This window comes from Frigidibacter sp. MR17.14, from assembly GCF_037095735.1.
In the GTDB taxonomy this organism is placed as follows: domain Bacteria; phylum Pseudomonadota; class Alphaproteobacteria; order Rhodobacterales; family Rhodobacteraceae; genus Frigidibacter.
Genome location: NZ_JBAWKD010000002.1, coordinates 464,378 through 490,574 on the forward strand (window position 1 = coordinate 464,378; position 26,197 = coordinate 490,574).

Consider the following 26,197-nt stretch of genomic DNA (forward strand, 5'->3'; position numbering starts at 1 on the left):
GAGACCCCCATGCGCGTCTATTACGATCGCGATTGCGACATCAACCTGATCAAGGACAAGAAGGTCGCGATCCTCGGCTACGGCAGCCAGGGCCATGCCCATGCGCTGAACCTGCGCGATTCGGGCGCCAAGAACGTGGTCATCGCGCTGCGCGAAGGCTCGCCCTCGGCCAAGAAATGCGAAGCCGAAGGCCTGAAGGTCATGGGCATCGCCGAAGCCGCCGCCTGGTGCGACCTGATCATGTTCACCATGCCCGACGAACTGCAGGCCGAGACCTACAAGAAATACGTCCGTGACAACCTCAAGCCCGGCGCGGCGATCGCCTTCGCCCACGGCCTGAACGTGCACTTCGGCCTGATCGAGGCGCCCGAGGGCGTCGACGTCATCATGATGGCGCCGAAGGGCCCGGGCCACACCGTGCGCGGCGAATACACCAAGGGCGGCGGCGTGCCCTGCCTGGTGGCCGTCCACAACGACGCGACCGGCAAGGCGATGGAAATCGGCCTGTCCTACTGCTCCGCCATCGGCGGCGGCCGCTCGGGCATCATCGAGACCAACTTCCGCCAGGAATGCGAGACCGACCTGTTCGGCGAGCAGGCCGTGCTCTGCGGCGGTCTGGTCGAGCTGATCCGCATGGGCTTCGAGACGCTGGTGGAAGCCGGCTACGAACCCGAGATGGCCTATTTCGAGTGCCTGCACGAGGTGAAGCTGATCGTGGACCTGATCTACGAAGGCGGCATCGCCAACATGAACTACTCGATCTCGAACACCGCCGAATACGGCGAGTATGTCTCGGGCCCGCGGATCCTGCCCTATGAGGAGACCAAGGCCCGGATGAAGGCGGTTCTCACCGACATCCAGAACGGCAAGTTCGTGCGTGACTTCATGCTCGAGAACGCCGTCGGCCAGCCCTCGTTCAAGGCGACCCGCCGCATCAACGACGAGCACCAGATCGAACAGGTCGGCGAGAAGCTGCGCGCGATGATGCCGTGGATCTCGAAGGGCAAGATGGTCGACAAGGCCCGTAACTGAGCCCGCAACTGAGCCTCGGGCTTAGTCGCAGACGATCCCGCCGCGCGCCTCCCTCCGGGGCGCGCGGTTCCCTTTTCAGCGCCGGCCCGCGGCCCCATATTGCCAGTCAGGGCGCCATCGCCGCGCGCCAAGGATCGCTTGCATGAAATCCGTCCGTATCGCCCTCGCCGTCCTGCTCGCCGCCCCGCTGCCGGCCGCGCCCGCGCTCGCCGCGGGCTGCCCGGTGGGGCAGGTCATGGTCGGCACCAGTTGCCAGCCGATCGGCCAGAACCGCCTGCCCTCGAAGGCGACCGGCACGCTGAACGCGACCGGCGGCGGCGCACCCGGCCTGTCGCGCCCCCGGCTGCCGAATGCCGAGGCCACGCGCCAGCGCCTGCGCACCGATCAGGCGATCCGCAAGGCACAGCCGAAGCTGCGCCCGTGATCCCGCGACGGTGATGCTGCGCCGGTGATGCTGGGGCCCTGCCCCGTGCCCCTGAACCGCCGGCCTGACGCTCAGCGGATCAGGCGGATCAGGCTGACCCCGGCATCGGTCGCGTCCCAGACCCGCGCGAGGTAATGCTCGCCCGCCGCGAAGCGCCCGCTGCCCCGCTCGGCCGCCTCGGCCTCCAGCGCGTCGATCAGCCGGTTCAGCCTTCGGGCATGAATCCCCAGCCGCAGCTGCACCGGGTCGGCGAGGATGCCGGCGAATGAGGTGCACAGCGACAGCACCAGCATCATCGCCACCGCCACCCCCGCCGTCAGCCCGGCCGAGGGCGCCACCGGAAAGGCCCCGTACCACAGCGCCCCCATGCCGCCGCCCAGCGGGAAGGCCGCGATCGCCGCGCCCTGCGCGAAACTCAGCGCGAAGGCGGGCGCCAGGCTCAGCGCCCCCGGCGTCACCGCCTTGAAAAGCGCGGCCCCCGCCCCCAGCGGCACCAGCGAGGTGGTGAACTCGGCCACCGCCCCCCTTGTGTCGCCATAGGCGCCCAGATGGGCGGCGTCGCCGGCGATGGCGGGGCCCAGCAGCTCGTCGCGCACCAGCGCCTCGATGGCGCGCGCGGTGTCGGTGCGCAGGATCAGCGGCCGCGCCGCGATCCGTGCCGCAAGCCCCCGCAGCCGCAGCGCATACAGCGCCATCGCCAGCAGCCGCAGGATCAGGTTCAGCGGCGCGAGCGCGGTGTTCGCCGGCGCGCGCAGCAGGTCCCAGCCCAGCGCCGCGCGGTGCAGCCTGAGCGTGCCGCGGACCGAGAAATGCCGGGCCACGAAGCCCGGCACCCGGGCGCGGGCGGCGACGAAGGGATCCTGCGGCAGGGGCGCGGTCGCGGTCATGCCGCATCAGATGGCGACGCGCGCGCCCCGCACAAGGGCGTGCCTGCCGATCGGCCACCACCGTCGGCTGGCAACCGCCCATCGCCTTCACCAGCGCGTGACCGGGTCGGAACCCCTGCCGCCGTTCCGGACTTTCCTCTGCAAGTCTTCCGAACAACCGGTCGCCTCTGGCCGGCCCCCGCGCCGCCGGCGCCCGGGCCGGGGATGCGCGGCTGCGTGCCAGCGGTTCGGACATCGCAACCCGCGCGGGAGGGTCCCATGCGCCTGAATATCCTTGACGGATTCCGAGGGTTCTTCCTCGTCTTCATGATGGTCGCGCATGCGAACGCCTATCTCAACGCGCCGCTCGGCCATATCAACCACCACTATTTCGGCTGGGTCGAAGACGCGCAGGGCTTCGTCTTCATCTCGGGCCTCGTCGTCGGGCTGGTCTATGCCAAGCGCCTGATGCGCAAAGGCCCGCAGGCGATGCGCGCGGGCATCTTCGCCCGGGTGCGGACGATCTACACCTATCACGCCGGCCTGATCCTGGCCTTCCTCGCCGCGGCGCTGCTGCTGCCGCTGGCGGGCATCGAGGCCCAGATCCTGAAGCAGCAGGCGACCGAGCCGGTGGTCTTCACCCTCGCCGAGGCGCTTCTCTTCACCGGCACGCTGCACATGGGCATCCTGCCGATGTATCTCGTGTTCATGGTCGCGACGCCGGCGGTGCTGACGCTGTTCCACCGCGGCCAGGGCGTGGTGGTGCTGGCGGGCTCGATCTGCCTGTGGCTCTTTGCGCAGACCGGCTGGCCCGATCTCGCACAGCTGCCGGTCGAGGGCGCGCTGGCCGGGGCCGGTCACGGCATCAACATCGGCATCTACTTCAACATCTTCGCCTGGCAGGCACTTTTCGTGGGCGGGCTCTGGCTCGGCTGGCTGCTGGCGAACGGCCGGCTGGATCTAGAGCGGCTGAAGCGGCCAGAGATGCAGACCGTGTTCTGGATCGCCTTCGCGGGCTTCCTGATCCTCGGCATCCTTGACGTGATGGCCTGGAGCGGGATGGGCGAGCCCGGCTGGCGCAAGATGATGTTCAGCTACATCGACCGCGGCAACCTCGCGCCGATCTACGTCGTGGCCTTCGTGGTCAACCTCTACATGGTCACCTGGCTGGTCGTCGCCGGCCGCCACAGCCGCAACCGGGTGCTGGCCTGGGCGGGCGAGGCGTTCCACTGGCTCTTCACCCGTGAGGCGCTGGTGATGCTCGGCCGCCACTCGCTGCAGATCTTCGCGACGCATGTGGTGCTGGTCTACATCCTGTCGATCTGGATGCAGGACCGCGAGCTGGCGCCGATGGCGGCGAACGTCGCATTGGTCGCGATGCTGGCCCCGCTCTGGATCGTCGCGGTGACCCGCGAATGGCTGCAGGGCAACGCCCCGGTCGCCGCGAAACCCGTCCCGGTGACGGTGGCCGCCCAGCGGCGCAAGTGACCCCGCCGGCCAAGGGCGCCAGAGCGCGGGGGGCCGCCGATCTGTCCGCCATCGGTCCGAGGACCGATCGGCGGCGGGGGGGGAGCTCGCCCCCCGACCCTGTTTCCGGTCAGGCGGCCGCCCGCTCCACCGCCGCGACGATCTCGTCGACCACCTCGCCAAGCAGCCCGGCATCCTCGCACTCGGCCATGACCCGGATCAGCGGCTCGGTCCCCGACTTGCGGATCAACAGACGCCCCTGCCCCTCGAGCCGCGCCTCGGAGGCGCGGATCACCGCCTGCACCGCCTCGGCCTCCAGCGGCAGCTGCCCCGCCGCATAGCGGACGTTCTTCAGAAGCTGCGGCACCGTCTCGAACTGACGCACCAGCTCGGACGCGCGCTGCCCGGTTTCGGCCATCGCCGCCAGGAACTGCAGCCCCGCGATCAGCCCGTCGCCGGTCGTCGTGTAATCGGTCATCACGATGTGGCCCGACTGCTCGCCGCCCAGATTGTAGCCCGACTCGCGCATCCGCTCGACGACGTAGCGGTCGCCCACCGCCGTCCGCTCCAGCCGCAATCCGCGCCCGGCCAGGAACCGCTCGAGGCCAAGGTTCGACATCACCGTCGCCACCAGCGCCCCGCCCTTCAGCCGGCCCTCGTCGGCCCAGCGCCGGGCGATCAGCGCCATGATCTGGTCGCCATCCGCCACCGCCCCGGTCTCATCGAGGATCATCACCCGGTCGGCATCGCCATCGAGCGCGATCCCCACGTCGGCGCCATGCTCAAGCACCGCCTTCGCCGCCGCCTGCGTATGGGTCGAGCCCACGCCCGCATTGATGTTGCGCCCGTTCGGCTCGGTGCCGATGGTCACCACCTCGGCGCCCAGCTCCCACAGCACCTCGGGCGCGGCCTTGTAGGCGGCGCCATTCGCGCAATCGACCACCACCTTCAGGCCGCGCAGCGTGTCGCCGCGCGGGAAGGTGGTCTTGGCATATTCGACATAGCGGCCAAGCCCGGTGTCGATCCGCTTCGCCCGCCCGATGTTGTGGGGCTGCGCCAGACGGATCTCTTCCTCCAGCATCGCCTCGATATCCATCTCGGCCTCGTCCGACAGCTTGAACCCGTCGGGGCCGAAGAACTTGATGCCGTTGTCATCGGCCGGGTTGTGGCTGGCCGAGATCATGATCCCCAGATCGGCGCGCATCGAGCGGGTCAGGAACCCGACCGCCGGCGTCGGCACCGGGCCCAGCAGCAGCACGTTCATCCCCGTCGAGGTCAGCCCCGCGGTCAGCGCGGTTTCCAGCATGTAGCCTGAAAGCCGTGTATCCTTGCCGATCACCGCGCGATGCACGGTCGAGCCGTCGCGGCGGAACCAGCGGCCCGCGGCGGCGCCCAGCTTCAGCGCCATCTCGGCGGTCATCGGATGGGAATTGGCGCGGCCGCGCACGCCATCGGTTCCGAACAGCTTGCGGCTCATGCCTCGGCCTCTCCCTGAATATGCTGCCACAGGCGCAGGGCCTGGGTCACCTCGGCCACGTCATGCACGCGGTGCATCTGCACCCCCTGCCGCAGCCCTTCCAGCGTGATCGCCACGGTGCCGGCCATCCGGCCCGTGGCCTCGCCGCCGTCGCCGCCCCCCAGCCGCCCGATGAAGCGCTTGCGCGACACCCCCAGCAGCACCGGGCATCCCAGCCCGTGGAACAGCGACAGACCGCGGATCAGCGCGATGTTGTGCGCCTCGGTCTTGCCGAAGCCGATGCCCGGATCGACCGAGATCCGCGCGGTGTGGATCCCCGCCATCTCGGCCCGCGCCACCCGTTCGGCCAGCGCGTCATAGACGTCCAGCAGGACGTCGTCATAGGCGGGGTTGGCCTGCATGGTCTCGGGCGTGCCCTGCGCGTGCATCAGGCAGACCGCGACGCCGGTGCGCGCGACCAGATCGGCCATCGCCGGGTCGAAATCGAAGCCCGAGACATCGTTCACCAGATCCGCCCCGGCGGCGATCGCGGCCTCGGCCACTGCCGCCTTGCGGGTGTCGATCGAGATCGGTCCCTTGTGGCCCGCACGGCGCAACGCGGCGATCACCGGGGCGGTGCGGGCGATCTCTTCCGCCACCGGCACCTCGGGGGCGCCCGGCCGCGTGCTTTCGCCGCCAATGTCGAGGATGTGCTGCCCGGCCGCGGTCAGCGCCTTCGCGCGGGCCACCGCGACCTCGGGCGCATCGAAACGGCCGCCGTCGGAAAAGCTGTCGGGCGTCACGTTCAGGATGCCCATGATCCGCGGCCGGTCCATCGACAGGCCGGCATGGGCGGCGCGCGGCAGGCTCAGCTGTTCAAGCGCGCCGCGCGGCATGTCCTCGACCGGGATCACCCGCGAAGGCTCGCCGCGTTCCAGCACCTCGACATGGTCGAACCAGGCCCAGGCGCCGGCGATCCGGCGGGCCTGTGGCGTCGCGGGCGAGCCTGTCTGGCAAAGGGGGCGGTAATAGCGGGCCATGTCGTCATTCACCGCAACCGCGCGGGCTTGGCAAGGGTGCCGAAGCTTACCGGCGCACCACCGGAACGCGACTTCCCGCCGGGGCTGACACATTGGCGTGATCTTCGGGCCCGTGCAGCTCCAGCCGGTCGGCGGCCAGGCTTTCGGCCAGCCACAGCGCCAGCGCCACCCCGTCGCCCGCAGCCCCCTTCGGCCCGTCGACCGCATCCAGCACGATCTTCGAGGGCGCCCAGACCACCATCTGGTCGTGCTTCATCGCCCAGTCGATCTCGGTCTTCGAGGCGACGACGACGCAGCGCCGGTCGCGCGCCGCCAGCCGCCAGGCGTTCTGCTCGATCGCCAGCAGGTCGATGCGGCGCTGGGTGACGGGCTGGCCGCTTTCCGGCACCGCCCCCGGCGGCAGGCCCACCGCCAGGATCACCGGCATGCCGCCCGCCTGCAGCGCATCGAGCCGCGCGCCCAGATCCGGCCCCGCGATCGCGTCATTGTCGAGATAGGCCACAACCGGATGCAGCGCGGTGTCGCTGCCATCGTCCGCGGCGCGCGAGCGCACCGGCTGCACCGCGCGAGAACGCACGATCTCGACCCCCAGCGCGCCCGGACCGCGGTCGAGCTTCTCGATCCGCACGAAGACCCGCATCGCCTGCGGCTCTTCCAGGATGCGCTCGGCCACCTTCTCGGCCAGCGTCTCCAGCAGGTTCAGCCGGCTCGCGCGCAGCTCGCCCTCGATCGCCTCGGTGATGCGGTCGTAGCTCAGGATCCGGTCCACATCGTCATCCAGCACCTCGGGATGCGGGCGCACCTCGACCACGACGTTGAAGCGCAGCCGCTGGCTTTGCCCCCGCTCCTGCTGGAAGGCGCCGATATCGGCGGACACGATGTGATCGCGCAGGCTGATCCGGTCACGCGGATCGGCGCCGGCCGAGGCTTCGGCGCGCTCTTCGGGATGCGCGAAGGCAAGGCTGATGTCGGTGCTCATGGCGCACTCCCGGTCTTTCGGACGCGCGATATATACCGCCGGCGCGGGGGGACGGAAGGCGCAATGCGCCGCTCGCGGGGCGCTCTGCGACGCGCCCGCCCGGCGTCAGCGCCGCAGGGTGCCCGAGGCGTCGGCCACCACCGCCTCGGCCGGCGCCAGCGCGCCCGACCGGCGGTAGAAGATATGGTCGCCGATGGTCGCGGTCTTCACGAAGCTGCGCGCCCAGGTCGGCTTCACCCGCGGGGTGTGGAAATGGGTCGCGCCCTCGGTCAGGTCGCGCGGCGCGCCGTCGATCATCGCGCGGGCGATGCGGCCGGCCACGTCCCAGGCGCTGCGGTCGCCGATCGCGTCGGACTTGCCGTCGCAGGTGTAGGAGAACTGGCAGCTGCCGCCGCCGCCCTGGTTCACCACCCCGCAGATGGTCTTGGGATAGTTCGCATCCTCGACCCGGTTCAGGATCACCTCGGCCACCGCCGCCTGCCCGGCCAGCGGCTCGCCCCGCGCCTCGAAGTATAGGGCGGTCGCCAGGCACTGGAACTGCGCGTCGCCCTGGGGCGCGGGCTGGCGCGCCAGCCACGAGGCGCTGGTCACCTGTGCTTCGGTCGGGGTCCGTTCGACCGCACCGCTGCGCCCGATGCGCGCGATCGCGCCGAACAGGCTGCGCGAGGATTTCGGTTCGGCCACCATGGCCGCCACCTTCTCCGGGGTGACGCCGGCGAGGGCTGCATGCTCCTGCCCCAGAAGGGCCGCGGCCTCGGTCTCGATCTCGGCATTGGGATCGTTCGAGGTGCTCATCGTGACGTCGGCAAATACCGGTGCGGCAAGGGGCAGAAGGCAGAGCGCCAGTGTCAGGCGGAGGGTGCGGGACATGCGCAGTCCGGTATTGTTTCCACGACACACGGGGATCCCCGCGATCCCGCGGAATTAAGAGGCGAAATGAAGATCGGCCAGCAAGGGGCTGAAAAATCGGCGGATTACTGCCAACGCCTCGCAAAACGGAAGGATCCGCCGGGGGCGGTTCCTGCCTCCAGATGATGTCCAGGATGGAAGATCTAGCGGGGCGCGCCCGTCGGCACCGGCCGATCTAGTAGCACTTTCCGGTCCAAGAGCGCGAAATGGGCGGCGGCAAGCCGCGCAACCGGAACGCGAAACGGTGAACAACTTACGTAATCGAAGCCCGCCGCGCGGCAGAAGGCGATTGATTCGGGGTTGCCGCCATGCTCGCCGCAGATCGACAGCGTGAGGTCCGCGCGCGTCTCGCGACCGCGCCGCGCGCCGATCAGCAGCAGTTCCCCCACCCCGTCGTCGTCCAGCGTGTGGAACGGATCTTCGCGGTAGACGCCCTGCTGGACGTAGGAGCCCATGAACTTGCCCGCGTCGTCGCGCGACAGGCCATAGGTCATCTGCGTCAGGTCGTTGGTGCCGAAGGACAGGAAGGCGGAATGCTGGGCGATCTCGCCCGCCCGCAGGGCCGCGCGCGGCGTCTCGACCATCACGCCCAGCTTGTAGTCGAAGCTGCCGCCGGTCTCGTTGCGCACCGCCGCCGCGATGGCGTCGATGCGGGTCTTGACCAGCTCGACCTCGCGGCGGGCCGAGACCAGCGGGATCATGATCTCGGGCACGATCATCGCGCCGCGGCGGCGCGCCTCGATCGTCGCCTCGAAGATCGCCCTTGCCTGCATCTCGTAGATTTCCGGCATGGTGATGCCCAGTCGGACCCCGCGCAGACCCAGCATCGGGTTGAATTCCGTCAAGGCCTCGACCCGGCGCTGGATCTCTGACAGCGGTCTCGCCAGCGCCTCGGCCAGTTCGCGCATGCCCTCGCGGTCATGGGGCAGGAACTCGTGCAGCGGCGGATCGAACAGGCGGATGCAGACCGGCAGACCGGCCATGATGTCGAACAGCGCGATGAAGTCGGCGCGCTGCATCGGCAGCAGCCGTTCCAGCGACGAGCGGCGGTCGGCGGCGGTGTCGGCGAAGATCATCTCGCGCATCACCGTCAGGCGGTCTTCGTCGAAGAACATGTGCTCGGTCCGGCACAGGCCGATGCCCTCGGCCTCGAACATCCGCGCGGTGCGGGCGTCGTCGGGCGTGTCGGCATTGGCGCGGATGCCGATGTCGCGCACGTTGTCGGCCCAGTGCAGCAGCGTGCGGAAGCCGTCGTCCAGCGCCGGCTCCAGCATCGCCGGCGCGCCGGCCAGCACGTCGCCCGAGGTGCCGTCGACGGTGATCTCGTCGCCCTCGCGCAGCACGCGGCCATCGGGGCCGGTCAGGGTGCGGTCGCGGCTCGACAGGCGGATCTCCGAGGCGCCGACGATGCAGGGCAGCCCCAGCCCGCGGGCGATCACCGCGGCATGGCTGGTCATCCCGCCACGCTCGGTCAGCACCGCGACGGCGGCATGCATGCCGCGGATGTCCTCGGGCGCGGTCTCGCGCCGCACGAGGATGCAGGGCTCGCCCCGCGCGGCGGCGGCCTGCGCGGCGGTGGCCGTGAAGACGATGCGCCCCGTCGCCGCGCCGGGCGAGGCGGCGATGCCGCGCGCGATCCGGTCGCGGGGCACGCGCGGATCGATCTGCGGGTGCAGCAGTTCCGACAGCGCCCGCGGCTCGACCCGCAGGATCGCATCCTCGCGGCTGATGACCTCGTCCTGCGCCAGCGCCACGGCGATGCGCACCGCCGCCCGCGACGAGCGGGGCACCTTCACCGCATCGATGACCCGCAAGGTGCTGTCCTCGATCGCGAATTCGATCTGCATCTCTTCGCGCAGCCGCCTGCGGCAGACCGCGCCCATCGCCACCAGATCGGCGAAAAGCTCGGGCGCCACGTCCTGAAGCCCAAGCCCGCGCTTGTCGGTGGTCAGATAGAGCGTGTCGCGCGCCGGGCGGTCGGCGCCCGGATGCGGCGCGCGGCCCTGATGCTGGCCGCGGAAGCGCCCGGTGATCTGCGGGGCGCCGGTCACCGCATCGACGAACTGGATGGTGCCAGAGCCCGACAGACCCGGCCCCACGCCCAGCGCCATGCCCTGCACGATCAGCCCAAGGCTCGCCTCGGCCGGCGCGCCCTTGGCCTGGCGCAGCAGGCGCGCGGTCGGCCCCTCCCAGCTGCGGGCCATCGAGCGCATCACCTCTGACAGTTGGCGCGCCGGATCCTGCGGGAAGGGCTCGTCGGTCTCGTCGGCATAGGCCTCGAGCGCGGCCTCGAGCGCGTCGGGGCCCAGCGGATCGGAAAAGCGGTCGGGGTCGAGCCGGGCGATGTGGATCGCATAGGCCTGCACGAAATGCAGGTAGAGCGCATCGGCGGCCTCGGCCCCGTGCGTTTCGGTCAGGGCCGCGTGGCGGGCGTCGTTCATGCCGACATTGAGCATGGTCGAGGGGCCGCCCCATTCCGGGTTTTCGGGCGAGGGCCGGACCGAGACCAGCGGCGAGGGACCGAATTCGGCGATGATGCGCTGCGGGTTCGGCAGGGCGCCGGCGGCCATGGCGCGCACCGCCTCGAAGGGCAGAAGCACCGTGGTCGGCACCGGCAGGTCAAGACGGATCAGCCTTTGCAGGCATTTGGCACGCCAGCCGTGGCGCGCGACCGAGACCTGCGCGGTCGGCGTGACCAGCGTGTACTCGGAGAGATCCAGCATTTTCTGCACCGCAGCATCCTCCTGTCGGCGCCAGCATACGCCGCTTGCGATTCGCCGCAAGCCTGCCGGACCGCCCCCCCCCGGGCCCAAGGCTCCTCCGCGCCGGGTCCGGGGTCCATCCGTCGAAAGTCGACCTAGCCGTCCACCCGGCCGAGATCCGCGACACCCAGGCAGATCGTGCGGATCCGGCTGAGCAGGTTCAGCCGGTTGCGGCGCACGACCTGATTGTCCGAGTTCACCTGCACCGCCTCGAAGAAGGCGTCGATCGGGCCGCGCAGCGCAGCCATCGCGGCCATGGCGGCGGCGAAGTCCTCGGCGGCCATCGCCGGGGCGATCTGCGCCTCGGCGGCATCGAGCGCGGAAAACAGCGTCTTTTCAGACTCGTGCTCGGCGAACTTCACGTCCGCGCCGAAACTGTATTCGACACCGTCCTTCGCCTCGGCCTGGGTCAGGATGTTGTTGGCGCGCTTGAAGCCCTGGATCAGGTTCGCCCCGTCCTCGGTCGCCAGCACCCCGGTCAGCGCCCGCGCGCGCTTCACCAGCAGCGTCAGATCGTCAGCGCCGGGCATCGCGAGGCAGGCGTCGATCACGTCGTGACGGATGCCCTGATCGCGCAGGAACACCTTCAGGCGGTCATGGAAGAAGGACAGCAGGTCGGCGGCGTCCGCCCCCGGGTTGGCCTTTTCGAACATTTCCGTCAGCGACAGCCGCAGATCGTTGGTCAGGATCAGACGAATGCAACCAAGGGCCGCCCTGCGCAGCGCGAAGGGGTCCTTGGAGCCCGTGGGCTTCTCGTCGATCGCCCAGAAGCCGGTCAGCGTGTCGAGCTTGTCGGCCAGCGCCACCGCGACCGAGACCGGCGCCTGCGGCACCGCGTCCGAGGGCCCGAGCGGCGCGTAATGATCCTGGCAGGCGGCGGCGACCGCCTCGGGCAGGCCGGCGGCGGCAGCGTAGTAGCGGCCCATCAGGCCCTGCAGTTCGGGGAACTCGCCGACCATAGCCGATTGCAGGTCGGCCTTGGCGACCTCGGCGGCCAGCCGCGCCTGCGCGGCATCGGCCCCGACCTGCGGCGCCAGCGCCTCGGCCAGCGCGGCGATGCGCGCCACGCGCTCGGCCTGAGAGCCCAGCTTGTTGTGGAAAGTGACGTTCGCGAGGCCCGCGGCGAGGGTTTTCATGCCCTCGGGTTGCGAAACCACACGCAGGTCGTTTTCCCAGAAGAACTTCGCATCCGACAGCCGGGCGCGCAGCACCTTGCCGTTGCCGTGCAGGATCGTCGCGCCATTGTCGGCGGTCTCGCGGTTGGCGACGGTCACATAGCGCTCGATCCGACTGGTCTTCGGGTTGCGGACCGAGAAGAACTTCTGGTGTTCCTTCATCGAGGTCTGCAGCACCTCGGGCGGCAGGCCCAGGAACTCTTCCCCGATCGGGCCCATCAGCACCACCGGCCATTCGACAAGGCCCGAAATCTCTTCAAGCAGCCCGCGGTCCTCGACGATCTCGAGCCCGGCCGCGAAGGCACCGTTGCCGGCATCGGCGGCGATGTGCTCGGCCCGGTCGGTGGCGTTCAGGACCACGAAGGCGCGCTTGAGCTTCGTCTGGTAATCCTCGAACGAGGATACCGAAAACCGCGCCGGCGCCATGAAGCGATGGCCCTCGGTCGTGTCACCGGCGACGATCCCGTCAACGTCCAGCGGCACCACCTCGGCCCCGGCCTCGTCGGTCAGGATGCACAGGATCGACTGCAGCGGGCGCACCCAGCGCAGGCTGCCCTCGCCCCAGCGCATCGACTTCGGCCAGGGGAAGCTGCGGATCGTGCGGTCCAACACTTCGGAGACGATGCCGGCAGCGTCGCGGCCCGGCTTCTCGACCACGGCGAAATAGACCTGGCCCTTCTTCTCGTCGCGTTTTTCAAGCTGCTCGAGCGCGAGGCCGGTCGAGCGCAGGAAGCCCTCGATCGCCTGGGCGGGCGCGTCGGTGCGCGGGCCCTTGCGTTCCTCGCGCACGGCCATCGAACGCGCCGAAAGCCCCTCGACCGTCAGCGTCAGGCGCCGCGGCGTCGAAAAGGCCGCGGCCGAGGCATAGGTGAGCCCGGCATCGACAAGGCCCTGGGTGACGAGCGCCTTCAGATCCTCGCGCGCGCGGGGCTGCATCCGCGCGGGAATTTCCTCGGAGAAGAGTTCGATCAGAAGGTCAGGCATCGGGTCACCGCTGGCTTTTCAGGGGCCTAGTTTGCGCAGGGCATACCGGCCCCGTCCCGCGGCGTAAAGCCTGACTTCGGCGCTATTCCCCGCAGACCCAGACCGCGCCGCCGACCACGACCACGCTGGCCGCCGCCCCCGCCAGCGCCAGCGGCGCCGCCATCAGCGCCGTCGCCGCGCTGCCGATGCCCGCCATCGCCGAGCTGAGCCCGGCGGTCGAGCCCGACAGGATCATCGCCCCCGACTGGTGCTTCACCGCATCGACCCCGGCCGAAGCGGTGGCCGAGGCGACCTCCTTGGCCTCGCGGCTCGAGGCATTCACGAAACGGCAGACCTTTCCCGGCCCCTCGCAGAGGCCCATCTGGTCGCGCTCGCCCATCGCCAGCCCGGAATAGCCCATCATCGGATCGCTCTGCAGGCAGAAGACGTCACGCTCGCGCGGGGACAGGTCCGGCGACATGTCCGCGATCACCACCTTGGCCGGGCAGCGCCCCTCGCCCAGATTGCGCTTCTCGCGCTTCGAGGACCACACATTGGCATCGGTCGCGTCATAGCCCAGCGTCTTCGCAACCCCGCCGATCACGGCGGAGCAGGCCGTGACCTCTGTCACCTCGACGGCCTCGGAAACCGGCGGCACCGGCGGCGCGCCTGCCGGCACCTCGGGCCCCGGGGCGGTGGTCGGCTGGGACGAGGGCGTATCGCCGGCCTGTTCCGCCGATGCCGCCTCGGGCGCAGCAGGCTCAGGCGCGGCAGCCTCGGACAGGGCAGGTTCGGGCGCAGCGGGCTCGGAAGCAGCGGGCGGCACCACGGTGTCCTCGGCCCAGAGCGGCGCGGGTGCAAAGGCGGGGGCGAGGGCCGCACAGAGCAGGCCCGCGGTCAGCAGGGGAAGGCGCATTCGGGGAACTCCAGCTCGTGCCCGGTCGTCGCGGTCTTTCCGCCGCGTCATCGGCACATCCTAGCCGATGCCGCAGCGCCGCAGAAGGTGCCGCTTCATCGCGGCGATCACATCCGCTTCACTTGACTTCGCGCCCGCCCTGCCCCATCTGGGACCGATCCGCCGTCCGCTGCCGCGTGAGCAGCCGTGCCCGATCCGGTCCTTGCGACCAGATTCCGACCGGGGCACAGGACCGGAAGACCGGCTCCCATCACGCCAGGGGTCATCGCGGGCCGTGCCCGTGACCCGCCTGTCGCGCGCCGTCTCCCTTCGGCGCCCCTCCCCCGTGCGCCGCCGTGCGCCTGCCGAAAGAGACTGCCTTGAGCAATTTCGAGTCCCTGGGCCTTGCCCCGGATGTCCTGAGAAACATCGCCAAGATCGGCCTGACCGATCCCACCCCGATCCAGGCCGAAGCGATCCCCGAGATCGTCAAGGGCCGCGACCTGCTGGGCCTTGCCCAGACCGGCACCGGCAAGACCGCGGCCTTCGGCCTGCCGATGATCACCCGCCTGCTGAAGCATGGCGGCAAGCCCGGGCCGAAGCAGGTCCGCGCGCTGATCCTCGCGCCGACCCGCGAGCTGGCCACCCAGATTTCCGACAACATCACCGCCTATGCCGACGGCACCCCGATCCGCGTGTTCCGCATCGTCGGCGGCGCCTCGGTCAATGCCCAGATCGAGCGGCTGAAGCGCGGCGTCGACGTGCTGATCGCCACCCCCGGGCGGCTGATCGACATCCTCGACCGCAATGCCGTCGACCTGACCAAGGCCGAATACCTCGTGCTGGACGAGGCCGACCAGATGCTGGACATCGGCTTCATCCACGCGCTGCGCCGGATCGCGCGCTACCTGCCGCGCACCCGCCAGACGCTGCTGTTCTCGGCCACCATGCCGAAGCTGATGGAAGAGCTGGCCGACACCTACCTGACCGAGCCGGTGCGCGTCGCGGTGAACCCGCCGGGCAAGGCCGCCGAGAAGATCGACCAGGGCGTGCATTTCGTGAACCAGGGCGACAAGGCCAAGCTTCTGGCCGAATATGTCGGCCGTCACCCGGGCGAGCTGTCGATCGTCTTCGGCCGCACCAAGCACGGTTCGGAAAAGCTGAGCCGGCTGATGGAAAGCTGGGGCTTCTCGGTCGGCGCGATCCACGGCAACAAGAGCCAGAACCAGCGCGAGCGTGCGCTGCAGGCCTTCCGCTCGGGCGAGATCGAGGTGCTGATCGCCACCGACGTGGCGGCGCGCGGGCTCGACATCCCGGATGTGAAGCACGTCTACAACTACGACCTGCCGAACGTGCCCGAGAACTACGTCCACCGCATCGGCCGCACGGCACGGGCGGGGCGTGACGGGCGCGCGGTCGCCTTCTGCTCGCCGGCCGAAGTGGGCGAGCTGCGCGCGATCGAGAAGGCGATGAAGGCCGAGATCCTGGTGATCGGCGGCGAAGAGCCCGAGGCCGTAGCACCTGCCGCCAAGGGCCGGGGCCGGCCGGGCCCGAGCCGCTCGCAGGGCGGTGGCGCCGGGCGTCCTCAGGGCAAGGGGGCGCCGGGCGGCGCACCGCGCGGGCCGAAACCCGCGCCGAAGGCGGCAGCGGGCGACGCGGCCCCCAGCCGCAAGCGCCCCGCGCGGCGCCCCTCGCGCCGTCCGAAGGCCCAGCAGAGCGCCTGAGAGGGCGGTTGATTTGCCGCGCGCGGGGGCCTAACCCTCGCGCGCATGGCAAAGCTCTATTTCCACTACTCGACGATGAACGCCGGCAAGTCGACGATCCTGCTGCAGGCGGCGCACAACTATCGCGAACGCGGCATGGGCTCGTTGCTGATGACCGCCGCGATCGACGACCGGGCCGGCACCGGGCGGATCGAAAGCCGCATCGGCATCGGCGAGCCGGCGGCGACCTTCGACGCAACGACCCAAATGTTCGATTTCGTCAAGGCGGCTGTCGATGCGGGCGGCATTCACTGCATCTTTGTCGATGAAGCGCAATTCCTGAGCCAAGAGCAGGTCTGGGATCTGGCCCGAGTGGTCGATGATCTGGGCCTGCCGGTGATGTGCTACGGGCTGCGGGTCGACTTCCGCGGCGCGCTGTTCCCGGGCTCGGCCGCGCTGCTGGCGCTGGCCGACGAGCTGCGCGAGGTGCGCACGATCTGCCATTGCGGAAAGAAGGCGACGATGGTCGTGCGGCGCGACGCCGGCGGCCGGGTGACGGTGGCCGGGGCGCAGGTGCAGATCGGCGGCAACGAGACCTACGAGTCGCTCTGCCGGCGCCACTGGCGCGCGGCGGTCGGGCAGTAACCCGGAGAGAAACCCCCACGAAAAAGGCCGCCCCGTTCGGGCGGCCTTCGCGCTGGCGCAGCCTTTCGGCGGCTCAGTGCTTGCGGTTGGCGAAGTAGTCGTCGACCTCGCGCTCGGCGACATCCTTGGTCTTGCCGTACTTCTCCTGGATCAGACCGGCGAGCTTGTCGCGCTTGCCTGCGGCGACGTCGAGATCGTCATCCGTCAGCTTGCCCCACTGCTCTTTCACCGAGCCCTTGATCTGCTTCCAGTTGCCTTCGACGATATCCCAGTTCATGTCCGTCTCCTTTCGGATCAAATCTGCAAAAATAACGCGCAGATCCGGACACGGGTTCCGCCCTCAGAACAGTCGCCCGCCGATCGGCACATCCTTGCCGGGGGCCAGCAGCACCACCTCGCCATCCTCGTCGGGCACGCCCAGCGTCAGCACCTCCGAGCGCATCGGCCCGATCTGGCGCGGCGGGAAGTTGACCACCGCCATCACCAGCCGACCGACCAGCGCTTCGGGCGTGTAGTGCTTCGTGATCTGGGCCGAGCTCTTCTTCTCGCCGATCTCGGGCCCGAAATCGATCCAGAGCTTGATCGCCGGCTTGCGCGCCTCGGGGAAGGGTTCGGCCTTTACGATCCGGCCGACGCGGATGTCGACCTTCAGGAAATCGTCGAAGCCGATCTCGGGCGCCTTGTCGTTTCCGCTCATTTGCCCAGCTCCCGACCGCGGTCCGCGGCCGCCTTCACGGCTTTTTTCAACAACGCGGGGAAACCGGCCGTCTCATCCATCAGCACGGCCAGCGCCGCGGCGGTGGTGCCGCCGGGCGAGGTCACGTTGACCCGCAACTGCGCCGGGTCTTCGGGCGCAGCCTCGGCCAGCGCCCCTGCCCCGCCGACGGTGGCCTTCGCCAGCTGCATCGACAGTTCGGGCGACAGCCCCTCGGCCACGCCGGCGGCGGCCAGCGTCTCGATCAGGTGGAAGACATAGGCGGGGCCAGAGCCCGAAACGGCGGTGACCGCGTCCATCTGGTGCTCGCCCTCAAGGCGCACCACCTGCCCCACGGCCGACAGCAGCGCCTCGGCCAGTGCCAGATGCTCTGCGGTGGCCGAGCCATTGCCGCAGATCGCGGTGATGCCGCGGCCGATGGCGGCGGGGGTGTTGGGCATGGCGCGCACGATGGGCGTGCCGGGGCCGAAGACCGCCTCGTAGGTGGCGATCGTGGTGCCGGCGGCGACGGTCACGACCAGCGTGCGCCCGCCCCCGAAGGCCGCGATGGTGGGCAGCGCCGCGCCCATCATCTGCGGCTTCACCGCCACCAGAACGATCGCCGGATCGGCCGGCAGCCCGGCGTTGATCGCGGCGCCGGTGCCCTTCAGCCAGTCGGAGGGATTGGGGTCGATCACATGGACCGAGGCCGCGGGCAGCCCGCCCTCGAGCCAGCCCGCCAGCATCGCCGAGCCCATCTTGCCGCAGCCCAGAAGCACCAGCCCCCGCGCCGCCACCGTCGCCATATCCATTGCAGCCGTCCTCGAAACCCTGTCGGGTCCGGACCTTAGGCGCGGCCGTAGGCCTCGGCAATGGCGACCTGCATCGCCTGTTCGGGAGTGCGCTCGCCCCAGCCCACAAGCTGGAAGGCGGGGTAGAAACGTTCCGAGGCGCCGACCGCGGACGAGATCATCCGGTCGATCTGCTCGGGGCTGGCCGCCTGCCCGCCCGAAAGCACGAGGCCATAGCGCCAGACCATCAGCCGCTGCTCGGCCCAGAAGCTGAAGGCGCCGGTCCAGACCTGATCGTTGATGCGATTGAGCGCCTCGTAAAGCTCGGCCATCCGCGCCTCGGGCGGCTCCATCTCGAAGGTGCAGATCAGGCGCAGGGTCTCGTCCTGCGGGGTCCAGGCCAGCGTCAGCGAATAGGTGCGCCACTGCCCTTCCACCGCCATCGCGATCTGGTCGTCGGCGACGCGGTCGAATTCCCAGTCATGGGATTCGGCCAGGCTTTCGACGATGTCGATCGGGTGGACATCCTCGGAAAGCAGGAAATCCTCGGAGAGTGACATGCTCGGCCTCATGGTCGTTGGCAGATTGACGGACAGGCCCGCAACTGCTGGGTAGTGTCACAAGGGTCGGGGATGATCCTGCGCCGCCCTTACCAGATATGGTGTTCTCTGGCGCTGACTCTGTAAAGCCGAAACTTGGGGACAACTCGCCTGTGCCCGCATTTCAGGCAGCTCACGCAATCCCGAGCGGGTGACGCGAAATGTGACCGGGTTTCGCGGATGCAGCGATTTACTTTGCGGCAACCATGCCGCAAGAGCAGCCGCATTCACCTATCGCTAACCGACCTTCCGCCCGTTCCGCTCGACCAGAGGAGAACCCGCGCATGGCCCTGCTGCGCCCGACCCTGCTTGCCGCCCTTCTGACCTCGCTCGCCCTGCCCGCGCTGGCCGCCGACATCCGGCTGGAACGCGACGCCGCCGGCCAGCCGCCGCTGATCGTCGGCATCGGCTCCAGCTCGATGAACCGCTCGGCCCCGGCGATGGAGAAGATCGCCGCCGAGATCGGCGCGACCTATCTGAACCGCGGCGACGAGGGCTCGACCCAGCGCGACATCGGCCAGCGGGTCGGCTCGTATTTCACGCCCTTCCTGGTCAAGGGCGGCATGCTGCCGGCCGAGGGGCCGGTCGAGCTGCAGCTTGACGGCGAGTTCCCGACGCTGAGCTTCGCGATCAAGCCGACCGAGGTGACGATCCTGGGCGTGAAGGGCACGCTGACCCGCAACGGGCCCGAGAACCGCTATCAGTTCGACCGGGCCGAACCCGGCCGCGCGGTGGTGGCGCAGAACCGGGTGCGCGCGATCCCGACCAACCCCGACATCGCGGCGCTGCGCCCCGCCGATCCGGGGCTGTCGGACAAGGTGGTGATGCTGAACGCCGGCAAGAACGGCATCAAGCAGGGCCACCCGACCGAGATCATGGCCCGCGACCTCGACCAGCTGATCGGCTATTTCGATGATCCCGAGCACCAGCTGCTGATCTGGGGCTTCTTCGAGGACGTCAGCTGGGACCCGGCCTCGCCCGAGTTCCAGAAGGTGCTGGACCTGAACGCGCATCTGCAGGCGCAGTGGCCGGCGAACTACCTCGACTTCCGCGGCTGGCTGCTGTCGCCCCGGCCCTGGACCGCGGCGCAGATCCGGCCGACGCCCGAGGATCTCGACCGGCAGAAGGCCGGGCGGATGCCGCCCTCGCTGTTTGCCGATGACGCGCATCTGAAGCCAGAGGTCTATGCGGCGCTGGTGATGGACACCGTCCGCCCCGAGTTGGTGAAATCGGTCAAGCAGGCCGCCGCGAACTGAGCCCCGGCTGCCGGGACCCCGAAAGACGACAGCCGCCGCCCGGGTCGGGGCGACGGCTGCATCCGGTCACAGGGGGCGCGACGCCCCCGCGCGCCTCACTTGGCGATCTTTTCCTCGAGCGCGGCCAGACGGGCCGACAGCGCCTCGTTCTCTTCGCGGGCCCTCTGGGCCATGGCGCGGACCGCGTCGAATTCCTCGCGCGTGACGAAGTCGCGGTCGGCCAGCCAGCGGTCCATCCAGCCCTTCATCGCGGTTTCCATCTCGGTCCGCGCGCCCTGGGCCACGCCCATCGCATTGGTCATCAGCTTCGAGATGTCGTCGAAGAACTTGTTGTTGGTCGTGCCCTGCATGGCTCGCTCCTTGGGATCAGGCCGGGACGGACCGGCGCGGCGCTTGTCCCTTATATGGTCGCGCAGGCACGCAGGCGCAAGCCGCGCGGCCCCGCTGACAGTTGCGCGAGCCGGTTGACACCGCCGGCCGCAGCGGGCTTCTGACCCGCGACACCGCGCAAGAGCAGGACGGCATGACCGGCATTCCCTTCCCCGACATCTCTCCGGTCCTGTTCACGCTCGACCTCGGCCCGATCCACTTCTCGCTGCACTGGTATGCGCTGGCCTATATCGCAGGGCTGCTGATCGGCTGGCGGATCGTGGTCGCGCTGATGCGCCGCCCCGCGCTCTGGCCCCATGACCGCGCGCCGACCGCGCCCGAGCGGATCGAGGACCTGATGACCGCGGTGATCCTGGGGGTGATCCTGGGCGGGCGGCTGGGCTTCGTGCTGTTCTACCAGCCCGACTATTTCCTGGCGCATCCCTTGGACATTCCCAAGGTCTGGCAGGGCGGCATGTCCTTCCACGGCGGCTTCCTGGGCGTGGTGGCGGGCACGGCCTGGTTCTGCCGCCGCAACGGCGTGCCGGTGCTGAGCCTTGGCGACGCGCTGGCACTGGCGACGCCGCCGGGGCTGATGCTGGGCCGCTTCGCCAATTTCGTGAATGCCGAGCTCTGGGGCCGCCCGACCGACCTGCCTTGGGGAGTGATCTTCCCCGGCCCCGAGGCGCAGGACTGCCCGGGGATCGTGCCCGGTCTTTGCGCGCGCCACCCGAGCCAGCTGTACGAGGCGGGTCTCGAGGGGATCGTGCTGTTCCTCGTCCTGCTGCTGGCGATCCGTCTGGGGGCGCTGAAGCGTCCGGGCCGGGTGATGGGGCTGTTCTTCGCGGGCTACGGGCTTGCGCGCTTCCTCGTCGAATTCGCGCGGCAGGCCGACCCGCAGTTCATCACGCCCGAGAACCCGATGGGCAACGTGATCAGCTTCGGGGCGCTCGGCGGGCTGTCGATGGGCCAGATCCTGTCGCTGCCGATGATCGCCGTGGGCCTGTGGTTCGTTCTGCGCGCCCGCCGGCCCGCGGCCCCGGCGGCATGACTGCGCCCGGAAGTCCGCTGGCGACGCGCATCGCCGCGCGGATCGCGGCCTCGGGCCCGGTCACGCTGGCCGAGTGGATGGCCGACTGCCTGACCGATCCCGAGCACGGCTATTACGTCACCCGCGACCCGCTGGGCCGGGGCGGCGACTTCACCACCGCGCCCGAGATCAGCCAGATGTTCGGCGAGATGCTGGCGATGAGCCTTGCGCAGGGCTGGGCCGACCAAGGCCGACCGCCGGCCTTCGTGCTGGCAGAGCTTGGCCCCGGGCGCGGCACGCTGATGGCCGACGTGCTGCGCACGCTGGCGGCGATGCCCGGCATGGACGCCGCGGCCGAGGTGCATCTGGTCGAGGCCTCGCCCACCCTGCGCGCCCGCCAGCGCGCGGCGCTGGGGGACCGCCCTGTCACCTGGCACGACAGCGTCGAGACGCTGCCCGCCGACCGCCCGCTCTATCTTCTGGCCAACGAATTCTTCGACGCCCTGCCGATCCGCCAGTTCGAGCGGGTGCCCGGCGGCTGGCGCGAACGGATGGTGGGCCATGACGGCGCGGGCTTCCGCTGGGGTCTCGGCCCGCTCACCGATTTCCCCGCGCTCGCCCATCACCGAACCGCGGCGCCCGGCACCATCGCCGAGCTGTGCCCGGCCCTGCCGGGGATCACCGCGGCGATCGCCGCGCGGATCGCGGCGCGGGGCGGGATCGCGCTGATCCTCGACTACGGCGGCTGGGACGGCACCGGCGACACGCTGCAGGCGATGCGCGACCATGCCTTCACCGATCCCTTCGCCGACCCCGGCGCGGCCGACCTGACCGCCCATGTCGATTTCGCGGCCCTCGCCCGGGCCGCCCGCGCCGCGGGCGTGGCGGCCAGCGGCATGACCGCGCAGGGGCTGCTGCTGCAGCGGCTGGGGATCGACGCCCGCGCCGCGCAGCTGGCGGGGCGGCTGACGGGCGCCGGCCTCGACAGCCACGTCGCCGCGCACCGCCGCTTGACCCACCCCGAGGAAATGGGGAACCTGTTCAAGGGACTCGCCCTCTACCCCTCGTCCGCCCCCTGCCCGGCGGGCTTCGACACATGACCGGCGACATGCAGACCGGCCAGACGGACAAGACCGCCGACACCATGCCCCACCGCCCCAGTCTGGAAATCCTCACGGCCCGCAGCCTCGCCCCGCTGCGCCACGGCTTCTTCACCCGCCACGGCGGCGCCTCTTCGGGGATCTTCGCCGGGCTGAACTGCGGTCAGGGCTCGTCCGACCTCTCCGAGGCGGTGGCGCTGAACCGCGCCCGCGTGGCCGAGGCGATGGGCGTCGCCCCCGAGGCGCTGGCGGGCGTCCACCAGATCCACAGCCCCGATGTCGCGGTGATCGAGGCACCGGGCCAGCCCCCGGTCCGCGCCGACGCGATGGTCACCCGCACCCCGGGCCTTGCGCTGGGCATCCTGACCGCCGACTGCCAGCCCGTGCTCTTCGCCGATGCCGCCGCCGGCGTGATCGGCGCGGCCCATGCGGGCTGGAAGGGCGCGCTGGGTGGCGTGCTCGAGGCCGTCGTCGACACGATGGAGGCGCAGGGCGCGCTGCGCGAGCGCATCGTGGCCGTGATCGGCCCGACGATCAGCCAGCGCGCCTACGAGGTCGGGCCGGAATTCTTCGACACCTTCCTGGCCGAGGACGACGCGGCCGACCGATTCTTCGCGAACGGCGCCGGCGACCGGCTGCAGTTCGATCTTGTCGGCTTCTCGCTGGCACGGCTGCGCGCTGCGGGCATCGGCGCGGCCGAATGGACCGGGCACTGCACCTATTCCGACCCGGACCGCTTCTATTCCTACCGCCGCTCGGTCCACCAGCGCGAAGCGGATTACGGCCGCCTGATCTCGGCGATCCGGCTCTGACCCGCGGGGGCCACTGCCCCCTGCACACTTCCCGCGCGCCCCCCCGACTCGACGCACCGTTCGGCCCAGCGCAACAAACCCCATGAACGCCCCCTGCTTGCCACGGCAGCGCCACGATCGCTGACGAGGATCGCCCTCAAAGCACAATCCGGAACGGGATTGCACGCGAGGACCAGAGCAGGAGAATCCGCCATGCCCACGCATCGCCGCTGGCTGAAATCGGCCATTGCCGCCGCGCAGAGTGCCGACGTGCCCCTGCTGCCGTGGCAGGGCCGCCGCACTGCCACCCGCCCCGCCAACCGTACCGCGACTCCGGTTGCCGTCGCCCCTGCCCTGCAGGGGCAGACCCGCAGCCCCGCCCGGCCCACCGGCCGCGCGGCGCGCTGATCCACCTGCCCCGCCGGGGCGTAACCCACAGGAACCCTTCCAAGCAGGGAACGTTGACATGCCGGAGAAGGAAGAACATCCCCGCCCCCTGACCCTCGGGTCGGTGGGAGAAAATCGGGAACGGCAGACCGGGGGGCTGCGCGCATGACCCAACCCCATCGTCCCTACCCGCCGCGTCCCGACGCGGGGGTCCGAGCCCCGCTCGTGCCATCGCTGTCGCCTGCCACCGCGCTGAAGCCCGAACGCCGCCCGCTGCGCGCGATGCCGCTGGCCCGGCGCTACGAGGCCAGCTACCTGATGGCGAACGGCGACATCGGCAGCGTCTCGCGGCTGGCCCCGGCGATGCCGATGTTCGAACAGGCCTTCGCCGCCATCGCGCGGGGCACGCTGGTCGCCACGACGCAGGGCCCGGTGGCCGTGCAGGACCTGCTGCCCGGCGACATCCTCGTCACCGCCGAGGGCGACTCGTCGGCGCTGCTCTGGACCGGGCAGATCACGCTCTACCCCGCCGGCTCGGCCGAGACCGAGCGCACGGCGAGCCAGGGATCGGAAGCCGCGCGGCTGACCCGGATCATGGCGGAAAGCTTCGGCATGGGCCGGCCGCTGGCCGACGTGGTGCTGGGCCCGCACGCCCGGCTGCTGCGCCGCGACCCCAAGCTGGTGCCGATCGTCGGGCGCGACAGCGCCTATCTGCCGGTGCGGGCGCTGCAGGACGGCGAGCGGATCTTCGAGGTCGCGCCGGCGACGCCGGTGTCGGTGCACCACCTCGTGCTGGCCAATCAGGCGACGCTCTCGGCCGGGGGCATCGGCATCGAAAGCTTCCACCCGGGCGAGAACCTCGCCACGATGATGGACCCGCAGCTGCTGCACCTGTTCCTGTCGCTGTTCCCGCACCTGCCGGACCACGGCGGCGGCATCGCCGGCTTCGGCGCCGAGGCACATCCGCGCCTGACCCGCTTCGAGGCAGAGGACCTTCTGGTCGCCTGACCCCGCGCGCGGCGCGGCCCCCGACCGCACCCCATGCAAAAAGCCGCCCCGGCGCCGGGGCGGCTTTTTTGGTGCGCTCGCGGGGCGATCCGCGGCCGGTCAGCCCAGCCGCTTCAGCCGGTCCTCGAGCACGTCGAAGGGCACGCCCGGCTCATCCTTGGCGCAGCGGATAACGAGGCTCGTCTTCACGCTGGCGACGTTGTCGGCGGCGGTGAGCTGGCCGGTCAGGAAGCTCTGGAAGGTCGAGAGATCGGGCGAGACGCATTTCAGGATGAAGTCGATCTCGCCGTTCAACATGTGGCATTCGCGGACCAGCGGCCAGGCGCGGCAGCGCGCCTCGAAGGCCGACAGATCCGATTCGGCCTGGCTGTGCAGGCGGACCATTGCGAAGACCGCGACCTCGAACCCAAGCTCGCGCGGGTTGACATCGGCATGGTAACCGCGGATGTAGCCCGCCTCTTCCAGCGTGCGCACGCGGCGCAGGCAGGGCGGGGCCGAGATCCCGACGCGCTTGGCCAGTTCGACGTTCGTCATCCGCCCGTCCGCCTGCAGCTCGGCCAGGATCTTGCGGTCGATTTCGTCAAGTCGGGTGGCGGCCATTGCGGTCCTCGTCTGAATTCTTGCCGTTACTTACCCCCGCGCCCCGCGCTGCGCAATATTGTTTCACAACCTTGTCACATCGTTGCGCGGCTCGCGTCCCCTCCGTCGCCCATCGCGCGGGCAGAGCGCCACCACAACGGGCAGCCTGACGACGCCGCAGGGCCGCTGCCCGCCAGACGGGGGTATCGGGGGGGTTTTCGGGCGCCGCGCGGCTCTCTATATCGTCCCGGCTGCCACCGAAGAGATCGCGGAAGAACTGGGGAACGCCATGGCCGAGACGAAGCACAGCAAGGTTCTGATCATCGGCTCCGGCCCCGCGGGCTATACCGCCGCGGTTTATTCCGCCCGGGCGATGCTGAAGCCGGTGCTCGTGCAGGGCATCCAGCCCGGTGGCCAGCTGACCATCACCACCGATGTCGAGAACTGGCCGGGCCAGAGCTCGATCATGGGCCCCGACCTGATGGTGAAGATGGAAGAGCACGCCCGCGAGATGGGGACCGAGATCATCGGCGACATCATCACCGCGCTCGACCTCTCGAAGCGGCCCTTCACCGCCACCGGCGACTCTGGCACCACCTACACCGCCGATGCGGTGATCCTCGCGACCGGCGCGCAGGCGAAATGGCTGGGGCTGCCGTCGGAAGAGAAGTTCAAGGGCTTCGGCGTCTCGGCCTGCGCGACCTGCGACGGCTTCTTCTATCGCGGGAAAGAGGTCGTGGTGATCGGCGGCGGCAACACCGCGGTCGAAGAGGCGCTGTTCCTGACCAACTTCGCCTCGAAGGTCACGCTGATCCACCGCCGTGACACGCTGCGCGCCGAACGCATCATGCAGGAGCGCCTCTTCAAGCATCCGAAGATCGAGATGGTCTGGAACTCGGAAGTGACCGAGGTTCTGGGCACCGAGGCGCCGCTGGGCGTCGAGGCGGTGCGCGCGCGCAACCTGCAGACCGGCGAGACGACCGACATCCCCTGCGCGGGCTTCTTCGTGGCGATCGGCCATGCGCCGGCCTCGGAACTGGTCAAGGGCCAGCTGACGCTGCATTCCGGCGGCTATGTCCAGGTCCAGCCCGGCTCGACCGCGACCTCGGTCCCCGGCGTCTTCGCCGCGGGCGACCTCACCGACCACATCTACCGCCAGGCGGTGACCTCGGCCGGGATGGGCTGCATGGCGGCGCTGGATGCCGAGCGCTTCCTGGCCGCCGAAGGTCTGGCCGAATAAGCCGGCCCGCGGCGCGCCCGCGCCGGCGCGCCGCGGC

26 protein-coding genes are annotated in these 26,197 nt (G+C 70.2%); 12 read left to right on the forward strand and 14 right to left on the reverse strand.

Annotated features, from left to right (window positions below):
- Positions 1-9: 9 nt before the first annotated feature.
- Positions 10-1,032, forward strand: a complete 1,023-nt coding sequence (ilvC, locus tag V8J36_RS07365) for a ketol-acid reductoisomerase (protein WP_336466634.1) — start codon at positions 10-12, stop codon at positions 1,030-1,032.
- 142 nt (positions 1,033-1,174) lie between these two features.
- Entirely contained in the window at positions 1,175-1,456 is a 282-nt protein-coding gene (locus V8J36_RS07370; protein WP_336466635.1) for a hypothetical protein, read from the forward strand.
- Between the two features lie 71 nt (positions 1,457-1,527).
- On the opposite strand, the gene V8J36_RS07375 is transcribed toward V8J36_RS07370, so the two are convergent.
- On the reverse strand, positions 1,528-2,343 hold the full coding sequence (locus V8J36_RS07375; protein WP_336466636.1) for a DUF6635 family protein: 816 nt from the start codon (positions 2,341-2,343) through the stop codon (positions 1,528-1,530).
- 258 nt (positions 2,344-2,601) lie between these two features.
- Here V8J36_RS07375 and V8J36_RS07380 point away from each other — a divergent pair, with 258 nt between their 5' ends.
- Positions 2,602-3,810: an OpgC family protein gene (locus V8J36_RS07380; RefSeq protein ID WP_336466637.1), complete on the forward strand. Its 1,209-nt coding sequence runs from the start codon at positions 2,602-2,604 to the stop codon at positions 3,808-3,810.
- A 109-nt stretch (positions 3,811-3,919) separates the two neighbouring features.
- Here the strand turns inward: V8J36_RS07380 and glmM are convergent, their stop codons facing one another.
- The 7 genes from glmM to V8J36_RS07415 form a co-directional block, all read right to left on the reverse strand.
- Positions 3,920-5,266: a phosphoglucosamine mutase gene (glmM, locus tag V8J36_RS07385; protein ID WP_336466638.1), complete on the reverse strand. Its 1,347-nt coding sequence runs from the start codon at positions 5,264-5,266 to the stop codon at positions 3,920-3,922.
- Positions 5,263-6,285, reverse strand: a complete 1,023-nt coding sequence (gene folP, locus V8J36_RS07390) for a dihydropteroate synthase (protein WP_336466639.1) — start codon at positions 6,283-6,285, stop codon at positions 5,263-5,265. The genes glmM and folP overlap by 4 nt, the downstream gene beginning before the upstream one ends.
- 46 nt (positions 6,286-6,331) lie before the next feature.
- Entirely contained in the window at positions 6,332-7,264 is a 933-nt protein-coding gene (locus V8J36_RS07395) for a dihydroneopterin aldolase (RefSeq protein WP_336466640.1), read from the reverse strand.
- 105 nt (positions 7,265-7,369) lie between these two features.
- Positions 7,370-8,134 (reverse strand): cell wall hydrolase, encoded by a 765-nt coding sequence (locus V8J36_RS07400; protein ID WP_336466641.1) that lies wholly within the window; start codon positions 8,132-8,134, stop codon positions 7,370-7,372.
- 182 nt (positions 8,135-8,316) lie between these two features.
- Complete coding sequence (locus V8J36_RS07405) at positions 8,317-10,896, reverse strand: putative PEP-binding protein (protein WP_442902469.1); 2,580 nt, start codon at positions 10,894-10,896, stop codon at positions 8,317-8,319.
- Between the two features lie 134 nt (positions 10,897-11,030).
- On the reverse strand, positions 11,031-13,094 hold the full coding sequence (gene glyS, locus V8J36_RS07410; RefSeq protein WP_336466643.1) for a glycine--tRNA ligase subunit beta: 2,064 nt from the start codon (positions 13,092-13,094) through the stop codon (positions 11,031-11,033).
- Positions 13,095-13,176: 82 nt separating this feature from the next.
- Positions 13,177-13,989 (reverse strand): hypothetical protein, encoded by an 813-nt coding sequence (locus V8J36_RS07415; protein ID WP_336466644.1) that lies wholly within the window; start codon positions 13,987-13,989, stop codon positions 13,177-13,179.
- 359 nt (positions 13,990-14,348) lie between these two features.
- Here V8J36_RS07415 and V8J36_RS07420 point away from each other — a divergent pair, with 359 nt between their 5' ends.
- On the forward strand, positions 14,349-15,692 hold the full coding sequence (locus V8J36_RS07420; RefSeq protein ID WP_336466645.1) for a DEAD/DEAH box helicase: 1,344 nt from the start codon (positions 14,349-14,351) through the stop codon (positions 15,690-15,692).
- Between the two features lie 45 nt (positions 15,693-15,737).
- Positions 15,738-16,316 (forward strand): thymidine kinase, encoded by a 579-nt coding sequence (locus tag V8J36_RS07425; RefSeq protein ID WP_336466646.1) that lies wholly within the window; start codon positions 15,738-15,740, stop codon positions 16,314-16,316.
- A gap of 73 nt (positions 16,317-16,389) precedes the next feature.
- On the opposite strand, the gene V8J36_RS07430 is transcribed toward V8J36_RS07425, so the two are convergent.
- The 4 genes from V8J36_RS07430 to V8J36_RS07445 all read right to left on the reverse strand — a co-directional run bounded on the left by V8J36_RS07430 (position 16,390) and on the right by V8J36_RS07445 (position 18,361).
- Positions 16,390-16,593: a CsbD family protein gene (locus V8J36_RS07430; RefSeq protein ID WP_336466647.1), complete on the reverse strand. Its 204-nt coding sequence runs from the start codon at positions 16,591-16,593 to the stop codon at positions 16,390-16,392.
- A 63-nt stretch (positions 16,594-16,656) separates the two neighbouring features.
- The gene (locus tag V8J36_RS07435; protein WP_336466648.1) at positions 16,657-17,013 is read right to left on the reverse strand and encodes a tRNA-binding protein; all 357 of its coding nucleotides are present in this window, start codon (positions 17,011-17,013) and stop codon (positions 16,657-16,659) included.
- Positions 17,010-17,822: a pyrroline-5-carboxylate reductase gene (gene proC, locus V8J36_RS07440; protein WP_336466649.1), complete on the reverse strand. Its 813-nt coding sequence runs from the start codon at positions 17,820-17,822 to the stop codon at positions 17,010-17,012. The genes V8J36_RS07435 and proC overlap by 4 nt, the downstream gene beginning before the upstream one ends.
- A gap of 35 nt (positions 17,823-17,857) precedes the next feature.
- Positions 17,858-18,361, reverse strand: a complete 504-nt coding sequence (locus V8J36_RS07445; RefSeq protein ID WP_336466650.1) for a YbjN domain-containing protein — start codon at positions 18,359-18,361, stop codon at positions 17,858-17,860.
- 323 nt (positions 18,362-18,684) lie between these two features.
- Here V8J36_RS07445 and V8J36_RS07450 point away from each other — a divergent pair, with 323 nt between their 5' ends.
- On the forward strand, positions 18,685-19,656 hold the full coding sequence (locus V8J36_RS07450) for a hypothetical protein (protein ID WP_336466651.1): 972 nt from the start codon (positions 18,685-18,687) through the stop codon (positions 19,654-19,656).
- Between the two features lie 95 nt (positions 19,657-19,751).
- On the opposite strand, the gene V8J36_RS07455 is transcribed toward V8J36_RS07450, so the two are convergent.
- Positions 19,752-20,006 carry an accessory factor UbiK family protein gene (locus tag V8J36_RS07455; RefSeq protein WP_336466652.1) on the reverse strand — a complete coding sequence of 85 codons (255 nt, stop codon included), beginning with the start codon at positions 20,004-20,006 and terminating at the stop codon, positions 19,752-19,754.
- A 173-nt stretch (positions 20,007-20,179) separates the two neighbouring features.
- On the opposite strand from V8J36_RS07455, the gene lgt reads away from it, so the two are divergent.
- From lgt to V8J36_RS07480, 5 genes are all read left to right on the forward strand, one after another.
- On the forward strand, positions 20,180-21,076 hold the full coding sequence (lgt, locus tag V8J36_RS07460; protein WP_336466653.1) for a prolipoprotein diacylglyceryl transferase: 897 nt from the start codon (positions 20,180-20,182) through the stop codon (positions 21,074-21,076).
- Positions 21,073-22,155, forward strand: coding sequence for a class I SAM-dependent methyltransferase (locus tag V8J36_RS07465; protein ID WP_336466654.1), 1,083 nt, complete (start codon positions 21,073-21,075; stop codon positions 22,153-22,155). Before lgt ends, V8J36_RS07465 begins: the two co-directional genes overlap by 4 nt.
- Positions 22,156-22,199: 44 nt before the next feature.
- Positions 22,200-22,967 carry a peptidoglycan editing factor PgeF gene (gene pgeF / locus V8J36_RS07470; RefSeq protein WP_336466887.1) on the forward strand — a complete coding sequence of 256 codons (768 nt, stop codon included), beginning with the start codon at positions 22,200-22,202 and terminating at the stop codon, positions 22,965-22,967.
- A 192-nt stretch (positions 22,968-23,159) separates the two neighbouring features.
- Complete coding sequence (locus V8J36_RS07475) at positions 23,160-23,354, forward strand: hypothetical protein (protein ID WP_336466655.1); 195 nt, start codon at positions 23,160-23,162, stop codon at positions 23,352-23,354.
- A 144-nt stretch (positions 23,355-23,498) separates the two neighbouring features.
- Positions 23,499-24,341, forward strand: coding sequence for a Hint domain-containing protein (locus V8J36_RS07480; RefSeq protein ID WP_336466656.1), 843 nt, complete (start codon positions 23,499-23,501; stop codon positions 24,339-24,341).
- Between the two features lie 99 nt (positions 24,342-24,440).
- On the opposite strand, the gene V8J36_RS07485 is transcribed toward V8J36_RS07480, so the two are convergent.
- On the reverse strand, positions 24,441-24,941 hold the full coding sequence (locus V8J36_RS07485; protein ID WP_336466657.1) for an Lrp/AsnC family transcriptional regulator: 501 nt from the start codon (positions 24,939-24,941) through the stop codon (positions 24,441-24,443).
- A gap of 268 nt (positions 24,942-25,209) precedes the next feature.
- On the opposite strand from V8J36_RS07485, the gene trxB reads away from it, so the two are divergent.
- Entirely contained in the window at positions 25,210-26,160 is a 951-nt protein-coding gene (trxB, locus tag V8J36_RS07490; RefSeq protein WP_336466658.1) for a thioredoxin-disulfide reductase, read from the forward strand.
- The last annotated feature ends 37 nt before the right edge of the window (positions 26,161-26,197 follow it).